7 protein-coding genes and 1 pseudogene are annotated in these 8443 nt (G+C 74.2%); 3 read left to right on the top strand and 5 right to left on the bottom strand.

Features of this window, described 5'->3' with window-relative positions; translation table 11 throughout:
* Window positions 1-438, top strand: a pseudogene (locus tag J7E86_RS30380) (ATPase); the annotation flags it as partial.
* Between the two features lie 106 nt (window positions 439-544).
* Window positions 545-1489: a sirohydrochlorin chelatase gene (locus tag J7E86_RS30375; protein WP_215086037.1), complete on the top strand. Its 945-nt coding sequence runs from the start codon at window positions 545-547 to the stop codon at window positions 1487-1489.
* A 121-nt stretch (window positions 1490-1610) separates the two neighbouring features.
* On the opposite strand, the gene J7E86_RS30370 is transcribed toward J7E86_RS30375, so the two are convergent.
* The 3 genes from J7E86_RS30370 to J7E86_RS30360 form a co-directional block, all read right to left on the bottom strand.
* Complete coding sequence (locus J7E86_RS30370) at window positions 1611-2672, bottom strand: lactonase family protein (protein WP_215086036.1); 1062 nt, start codon at window positions 2670-2672, stop codon at window positions 1611-1613.
* 106 nt (window positions 2673-2778) lie between these two features.
* Window positions 2779-4266 (bottom strand): FUSC family protein, encoded by a 1488-nt coding sequence (locus J7E86_RS30365; RefSeq protein ID WP_251019906.1) that lies wholly within the window; start codon window positions 4264-4266, stop codon window positions 2779-2781.
* A gap of 256 nt (window positions 4267-4522) precedes the next feature.
* Entirely contained in the window at window positions 4523-5383 is an 861-nt protein-coding gene (locus tag J7E86_RS30360; RefSeq protein WP_215086034.1) for a PhzF family phenazine biosynthesis isomerase, read from the bottom strand.
* Window positions 5384-5477: 94 nt separating this feature from the next.
* Between J7E86_RS30360 and J7E86_RS30355 the strand changes: the two genes are divergently transcribed.
* The gene (locus J7E86_RS30355; protein WP_215086033.1) at window positions 5478-6404 is read left to right on the top strand and encodes a LysR family transcriptional regulator; all 927 of its coding nucleotides are present in this window, start codon (window positions 5478-5480) and stop codon (window positions 6402-6404) included.
* Between the two features lie 18 nt (window positions 6405-6422).
* Here the strand turns inward: J7E86_RS30355 and J7E86_RS30350 are convergent, their stop codons facing one another.
* Both J7E86_RS30350 and J7E86_RS30345 read right to left on the bottom strand, forming a co-directional pair.
* Entirely contained in the window at window positions 6423-7139 is a 717-nt protein-coding gene (locus J7E86_RS30350; RefSeq protein ID WP_215086032.1) for a GntR family transcriptional regulator, read from the bottom strand.
* A gap of 46 nt (window positions 7140-7185) precedes the next feature.
* Window positions 7186-8443, bottom strand: a 1258-nt coding sequence (locus tag J7E86_RS30345) for an aldehyde dehydrogenase (protein WP_215086031.1), incomplete at its 5' end; no start/stop codon positions are given.

The following is an 8443-nucleotide window of genomic DNA, read 5'->3' as shown; positions in this document are numbered from 1 at the left end:
CCGGGCCTGCTGTATCCGCGCCCGGACCGGCCCGCCGTCCTCGCCTCCTTCGCACCCGAGGTCGGCGGGTGCGCGGCCGACGACCCGGTCGCCGCCGCCATCCTGCGCGAGGCGGCCCGCCACATCGCCGACGCCGCCGCCGCGGTCTGTCCGCGCCCGGCCGCTGCTTCCGGCCGAACGACAGCGTCCAGGGGGCTGACGGAGGGGACGCGGGAGGAGGGTGCGCCGCGTGAAGTGGCGTTGACCGGTGGATTGTTCCGCATGGGTGATCCCTTGCTCATACCTGTGCGCGAGGAGTTGCAAAAGCAACTCCCTCACGCGCGGCTCGTCGATGCCTCGGGCGAACCGCTGGACGGCGCGTTACGCGTGGCAGGAGCGTTGGTGACGGGCAGTCTGCTGGTGCCCGCCGACGCGGCGATGTTGCGTATCATTTGCTGAACACCCCCGCCCGTGTCGCTCGGGCGGGCGAATAAATCCGGACAGACGACACCGGGACGGACCCACCCGAACAGTCTGATGCGATGAACGACTAACATGCGGCGCCATGAGCTCCCCCACAGGGCCCGCGCCTGGCCTGCCTGTACGAATGCCGCGTCCCCGTCAACCCGGACGGCACCGGCGGCCGGAGCCAGCGGCCGCTCCGGTGGGTGCGCCCCCGCTGGTTCTCGCCGTGCCCGGAACACCCGACCCCGCCACCCGCCTCCTCGCCGAGGAGATCCTCAGCATCGCCCGTTCGGAGCTCCCCGGGCTGGACGCGCGCATCGGCTACGTGGACGCAGACGGCGACAGCGTGGGCTATCCGTCGCTGGAGTCCGTCCTCGCCCACGCGGCCGCCCAGCGCGCCGTCGGCGCGAGCGGAGAGCCGACCGGTGAGGCCGAGGACGAGGCCGCCGAGTCCTGGGACCGCTGGCCCACCGCCATCACGGTGCCGCTGCTCGCGGGACCGGACAACGCCCTGATGCGCCGCATACGCCAGTCGGTGATGAACAGCGGTTCCGTGACCGAGCTCACCGACACGCTCGGTCCGCACCCGCTGCTCGCCGAGGCGCTGCACGTACGCCTCTCGGAGGCGGGCCTCGCCCGCGCCGACCGCGCACGACTGTTCACAGTTGCAACTGCCGCGGACGGGATCATCCTGGCGACCGTCGGTGGCGAGGAGGCCGTGCAGGCGGCCGGCATCACCGGAATGCTGCTCTCCGCCCGCCTCGCCGTGCCCGTGCTGGCGGCCGCGCTGGACGAGGAGGGCGGCATCGCCCGTGCCGCGGACCAGCTCCGCTCGTCCGGCTCGCGGAACCTGGCGCTCGCCCCCTGCCTCGTGGGGCCCGAGGTCTCCGAGGGCCTCGCTGCCGCTGCCGCCCGCGAGGTGTCCTGCGCGGCGGCCGAGCCGCTGGGCGCCTACCCGGCGATAGGGAAGCTGGCCCTCGCCAAGTACGCGGGCGTGCTCGGCATAACGACACAGCCGTCGCTCCAGGGAGCCCCGGGCCGCTGAACCACCCGCACACGTCTGTACGCGCCTGACCGCACCCCTGGTCGTCCGGCGTCCGGAGAGGGGCTCCCGCCGCGCGGGAGCCCCTCCGGCCGTTCACGCCCGCCCCGCTCCCGGATCCGCCTCAGGAGAAGATCACGCAGGACGCGGCGGGCAGCGGCAGCGAGCCGCCGGGCCGCGGCATGCCCGTGACGGGGTCGACCGTGAACCACGTGACGTCGCCGGAGCGCTCGTTGGCCGCGTACAGCTGCCGCCCCGAGGGGTGCAGGGTCAGGTCGCGGGGCCAGTGGCCGCCGCAGCCGACGGCCGCCCGCAGTTCGAGGCTGTCGCCACAGGCGTCGAGGGCGAGGGTGGCGATGCTGTCGTGACCCCGGTTGGCGACCCACAGGAACCGCCCGTCCGGGGAGATCACGGGCTCCGACGGATAGGTGGGCCCCGCCACCCCCGGCGGCACCACCCGCGTCTCGCCGAGGGGCTCCAGGTCCCCTTCCGACGCGTTCCACCGGCAAACCGTGACGGTGGAGTCCAGCTCGTTGAGGACGTAGGCCCGCTCGCCGTCCGGGTGGAAGGTGAGGTGCCGGGGCCCGGTGCCGGGCCGCAGCGGTGTCTCGTGGTGCGGGCGGGGCAGGGCCGTGACGGGATCGAAGGCGTACGTCCACACCGAGTCGGTGCCGAGATCGACCGCCAGCAGCCAGCGCCCCGAGGGATCGGGCACGACCGCGTGCGCGTGCGGCCCCTCCTGCCGGCCTGCCACCGGCCCCGCCCCGCGATGCGCGAGGACGGCCGAGGGAGCGCCCAGGCCCCCGCCCGTACGGACCGGCAGGGCGCTGACGCTGCCCGAGCCGTAATTGGCGGTGAACAGGTGCGTACCCGCGAAGACCAGGTGGGTGGGGCCGTCGCCGCGCACCGGCACGGGCGCGCCGAGGGGCTCGGGCCGCGCGGGGTCGGCGAGGGAGAAGGCGGCCGCCGCGCCCTCGTCGGTCTCGCTCACGGCGTACAGCACGTCGCCGCCGGGCGAGAGGGTGAGGAAGGAGGGGTTCACGACGGCGTCGGTGGAGTACAGCCGGACGAGTCCGCCGGTGTCCGGATGCACCTCGGCGACGCTCAGCCCCTGGCCACCCGCCTCGGTGAACGACCCGACGTAGGCGTACCGCCCCCGCCGCCCTCGCTGTGCGCTGCCGACCACCGTGCCGCCTCCCCGCCGAACGCTGTTGCTCAGACGCTACACGCCGGTACGGACAGTGCGGGGGCAGGCTTCCGGCAGCGCGCCGACCGGCGGGCGGCCGGGAAGGTCAGGCCCCGACCAGCGGTGAGGGCCGGGTGCTGTGCAGGGGTGCCGCCAGTTCGGCCAGGGCCCGCTCCAGGCCGTGGAGGTGGGTGAGCGCCGCCTCGGACACCGGCTCGTGCGGGACGGCCGCGAGCGGTGCCGCGTCGCGCGCCCTGCCCGGGGTAGTGAGCGCCTCGACCGCGGCCTCCACGCGCCAGCAGGCGGCGGCCAGGCGGTCGTCGTGGGACGCCTCCGGGTCCGCGGCGACGGACGCCAGGCCCCGCACCTCGCGGGCGCAGTCGTCGAGGAGGGCCAGCACGCGGCGGGCCTTCTCCTTGCGGGTGCGCAGGGGGCTCAGCGGGTGGACGAGCGGGGCGAGGGAGAGCCGCACCCTGCCGAGCAGGAGTTCCAGTTCGGCGACCCGATGGGCGGGATCGGCGGTCTCGGAGCCCGCGAGCCGGGCGGCGGCCTCGGCCGCGCAGGTGTGCACGCAGCGCAGCGCGCGCTGGATCCACGCGTCGGTGGCGGCGTGCGTGGTCACGGGCAGCACGACGAGGACGGCCAGGGCCGCGCCGACCGCACCGACGCCGGTCTGGGCCAGGCGGAGGGTGAGCAGGTCCGCGTCCAGGACGCCCAGGAGCCCGTAGAGGAGTCCGGCCATCACGGTCACCGCGAACATCATCCAGGTGTAGGAGACGGCGGCCGAGTAGAAGATCCCGAAGACGCAGGCCGCGACGAGGACCGCGGTGGGGGCTGCGGCGCCGTGCAGGGGGATGGCCACGAGCATGCCCGTGGCGATGCCGATCATCGTGCCCAGGACCCGGCGGAAGCCCCGGACGAGGGTCTCGCCGCGCGAGGCGGTGTTGACGAAGATCCACCAGGCGGTGCCGACGGCCCAGTACCAGCGCTCGTCGGAGACCAGCTGGCCGACGGCGAGCGCCAGGCCGCACGCGAAGGTGGCCTGGAACGCCTGGCGGGTGGTGACGCGGGCGAGGCCGCGGGTGGCGAGGGGCGCGGGGCCGGCGGGCGGCGGGGTGCGCCGCTCGATGCACCAGAGGCCGAAGCGGACGAGTCCGGCGGCCGCCAGGGACATGATGACGGCCGCGTACAGGTGCGGCAGCTGGGCGGGGACGGCGTGCAGGAACTGCGTCGCGAAGAACATCATGAAGCCGAAGATCCCGAGCGCGTTGCCCCGCGGGCCCCAGCGGCGGGCGTACACCCCGCAGAAGACCACGGCGAGGAAGGCCCCGTCACGCACCAGCGGCAGTCCGTGCAGGGCCGCCGCCAGGGCGAGCACGGGGAAGCCGACGGCCGGCAGCAGCGCGGTGGTGATCACCTGGCGCCGCACGGTCCCGTCGGCGACGGTGAACAGCGCGAGCAGCGCCGCGAGCCCTCCGGTGATGGAGGCGGTCATCGGCAGCCCGGACAGCTGGACGACGGCGACCGCGAAGGCGACACCCATGACGGCACGGATGGCGGTCCGCAGCCTGGCCCGGCCCGGATCCGGTGCCATGAACGCCCTCTTCAGCAATGCTTCCCGACCCTTCGGAACTCCGGCATGAAAAAGGCGCCGCGGAGATCCGCAGCGCCATCGACGCCCCCATCACACCATCATTGCGGCTGTTGGCTCAAGGGAGTCCGGAACGAGTGTGCCATTGGCACAGTCCTGGCGCGACTGACTGCGCCAGGAGAGGGCCAATGGCACGGGGCTCCCGCCTCCGGTCCGGAGCGCGGCAGTCCCCCGGGTCCGGCGGTTCCCTACCGGGAACTCACTCCCCGATGGGCACCGCGCGGCCGGTGACCCGTACGCGGGGGTCCGCCGGGTCCACCTCGACGATCAGGTCGCTGGGGCGGCCCATGTCCTCCCCCTGGCGGATGGTGAGGGTGGCCGCCTCCCGTATCCGGCCGATCGCCCGCAGGTAGCCACCGAACGCCGCGGCGGCCGCTCCCGTCGCCGGGTCCTCCACGACGCCGCCGACCGGAAAGGGGTCGCGCGCGTGGAACCGCTCCGGAGTCTCGCTCCACACCAGTTGCACGGTGGTCCAGCCGTACGAGCGCATCACCTCGGCGAGGCCGTCGAAGTCGTAGTCCAGATCGGCCAGCCGGGCCCGGGAGCCGGCCGCCAGGACCAGGTGGTCGTTGCCGCCGAAGGCGACGTGCGGAGGCAGCTCCGGGTCGAGATCGGCGCGCGCCCAGCCCAGGGCGCCGAGGGCGGCGGCCAGTTCGGCCTCCTCGGCCGGGCGGGAGCGGGTGGGGGCGCTGGTGAGCGTGGCGCGGCCGGCGCCCCCGTCGGTGGTGGTCGCCACCCGGATCTCCCCCACCGGCGTGTCGAAGACCATGTCGCCGGGGCCGACGCGCTCGGCGAGCGCCACCGCGGTGGCGACGGTGGCGTGTCCGCAGAAGGCCACCTCGTCCAGGGGGCTGAAGTACCGCAGCCGGAACCGTCGTCGTGCGTCGTCCCGCTCCGTGACGAAGGCCGTTTCGGAATAGCCCACCTCGGCGGCGGCAGCGGACATCGCCCGTGCGTCGAGCCCGGAGGCGTCGAGGACGACGCCGGCGGGGTTGCCGCCCGCCGGGTCGGAGGTGAAGGCGGCGTAGCGCAGGATCTCGGTGGAGGTCTCGTGGTTCATGCCCTTACCCTCCCGCGACCGCGTCATCATGGCAAGCGATTGTTCATCATGAGATCCATCGAGAAATGCGATGGATTTCTCTATGCTCATGTGTATGGAGACCCGACTGCTGCGCACCTTCACCACGCTGGCCAGGACCGAGAGCTTCACCGCCGCGGCGGCCGAGCTGCATCTCGCCCAGTCCACCGTCACCGTGCAGATCCGGTCGCTGGAGAAGGAGCTGGGCACCCGGCTCTTCGACCGGATGCCGAGAGGCGCGCTGATCACGGAGGCCGGCCGGCGCCTGCTCGACGAGGCGGAGGGCGTGCTGGACGCGGAGTCGCGGCTGCGCGCGGCCGCCACCGCGCAGGGGCCGCCCGCGGGCCGGGTCGTCGTGGGCGCGGGCGAGACGCTGTGCTCGGCCCGCCTGCCCGGTGTCATCGCCGCGTTGCGCCGCACCCACCCCGGCGTGGAGGTCGACCTGGCACCGGTGGGCACGGCGGCGGCCGTGGAGGGGCTGCGGACGGGACGGCTCGACATCGCCCTCCTGCTGGAACAGCAGGCCGTCTTCCCCGACATCGCCATCGAACCCGTGGCCCGGGAACCGCTGGTCCTCGTCGCGCCTCCCGGCCACCCGCTGGCCGGCCGGGAGGCACCGGCGACGTGGGAGGAGCTGGCGCGGGAGACCTTCTTCGTCCACGAGCAGGGCTGTTCCTACAGCGACTGGCTCATCCAGCAGTTGCTCGCCGTGCCGGGGGCGCGGACCCGGCTGACGCGATTCGGCAGCATCGAGGCCGCGCGCTCCTGCGTGACCGCCGGACTCGGCCTCTCGCTGCTGCCCCGCGCGACCGTCGCGGACGCTCTCGGCGAGGGGCGTCTGACGACCGTGGCCGGACCGCTGATCCCGGCCGTTCCCGTCCTGCTCGCGCGGCACCGCAGGCGCTGGGTCTCCCCGGCGGCCCGCGCGGTCGTGGACGAGTTGGTACGGCACTTCCCCACGGAGTCGCCGGCGCCCGGCACCGACGCCGGCGACCTCCCGTAGCGCTTCACGTCCCGCCGCTCAGGACTTCCGGCCGGACCTGGCACCGTCGTCGGTCCTGTCCTTGCCCTGACCCTCGCCCTTCGCCCACAGGGAGCGCACGTGTCCCAGGTGCCGTGCCATGCACTTCTCGGCGCCCTTGGCGTCGCGCGCGAGCATCAGGTCGAGGAGCTCGACGTGTTCCTCGGCCGAATGGACCAGCTCGCCGCGCTCGTCCAGCGCGGTCAGCCCGTACAGGCGCGAGCGCTTGCGCAGATCGCTCACGGTCTCGACGAGGCGTTCGTTGCCGGAGAGCGCCAGCAGGGTGAGGTGGAACCGGCGATCGGCCTCCAGGTAGCCGATGAGGTCGTGCTCGCGCGCGGCGCGCACGATCTCCTCGGCGACCGGGCGCAGCGCTTCGAGGTCCTCGGCGGCCGCGGTGCGGGTGATCCGCCCGGTCATCGGCACCTCGATCAGGGTGCGGATCTCGGTGTACTGGTCCAGGTCGCGCTCGTTGACCTCGGTCACCCGGAAGCCCTTGTTGCGGACGGGTTCGACCAGGCCCTCCCGGGCCAGGTCGAGCATCGCCTCGCGTACGGGCGTCGCGGAGATGCCGAAGTCCTCCGCGAGCCCCGGCGCCGAATAGACCTCGCCGGGGTGGAGTTCACCGGAGATGAGCGCGGCTCGCAGGGCGTGGGCGACCTGATCACGCAGCCGCTCTCTGGCGGTGATGAGATTGCGCTGCTTGAGGTGCCCCATGGTGTCCCTTTCGTGCCCCGATGGACTGGACCACCAGCGTACAATGTCACATTGCGTCAGCGGGAGTCAGTGTGTAGGTACGGCTCGCGGTGTAGAACTCCAGCGCCGCGCGGCCCTGTTCGCGCGGGCCGTGGCCCGACGCCTTGGCGCCGCCGAACGGCAGGTGGAAGTCGACGCCGGTGGACGGGGCGTTGACGCGCACCATGCCGGTGTCGAGCCGGTCGAGACCGTGCAGGACCGCGTCCAGACCGGCGGTGTGGACGGAGGTGACCAGTCCGTACGGGACGCCATTGGTGATCCGTACGGCGTGGGCCAGGTCGTCCGCGGGCAGCAGGACCGCGAGAGGGGCGAAGACCTCCTCGCGCAGCAGCCGGTGGCCCGGCGGGACCTTCTCGACCAGGGTGGGTGCCGCGTACCAGCCGGGCCCGTCGGGAGCCGCACCGGCGGCCAGTACGGACAACTCTCCCCGGGCCTGGTCGAAACGGTTGCGCGCCAGGCCGGAGATGAGCGGCCCGCACACCGTGGCCGGATCCGCCGGATCGCCCACGGGGAGCGCGCGCAGTGCCTCGGCGAGGGCTTCGCGCAGCGGGTCGAGGGCGGCTCCGACCGCGATCACGCGGCTGGTGGCGGTGCACTTCTGGCCCGCGTACCCGGCGATCGCGGAGGCGATGTGGGCGGCGGCCCGTGCGATGTCGGCGTCGGGCAGGACGATCGCGGCGTTCAGTCCGCCCATCTCGGCCTGGACCGGGACGCCCCGCGCCGTGGCGGCGCGGACGACCGCGTCGCCGACGGCGGTGGAGCCGGTGAAGGAGACGGCGTCGGCGGTGGAGAGCACGGCGTTGCCCTCCACGGCGCCACCGGCGACGACCGTGAACACCCCGTCGGGCAGGGCCTGCTGGATGACCGCGGCGAGCCGCTGGGCGCACGCGGTGGCCTCGGGTGCGGGCTTGAGGACCACGGTGTTGCCGGCCGCGAGCGCGGGCGCGGCCTTCCAGGACGGGATGGCGAAGGGGAAGTTCCACGGGGTGATCAGGCCGGCGACACCGTGCGGACGGCGGCGGGTCAGCAGCAGCCCGGGGCCGCCGGCCGTCTCGTGCAGGGCGCCGGTGGGCTCGTACGGCGCCTGGGCGTAGTACCGCCAGATCGCGACGGTGCGGGCCACCTCGGCCCGGGCCTCGGCGAGCGGCTTGCCCACCTCCCGGACGGCGAGGGCGGCCAGTTCGGCGGTCGCGGCCTCGACGGCCCCGGCGATCGCGGAGAGCGCCGAGGAGCGGGCGGCCGCGCCGGCGCCGAGCCAGCCCGGC

Origin of the sequence: Streptomyces sp. ISL-11 (assembly GCF_018614525.1) — a bacterium.
GTDB lineage: Bacteria > Actinomycetota > Actinomycetes > Streptomycetales > Streptomycetaceae > Streptomyces.
The sequence above is the reverse complement of the archived record's forward strand: the minus strand, read 5'-3'. Positions and strand labels throughout refer to the sequence as shown.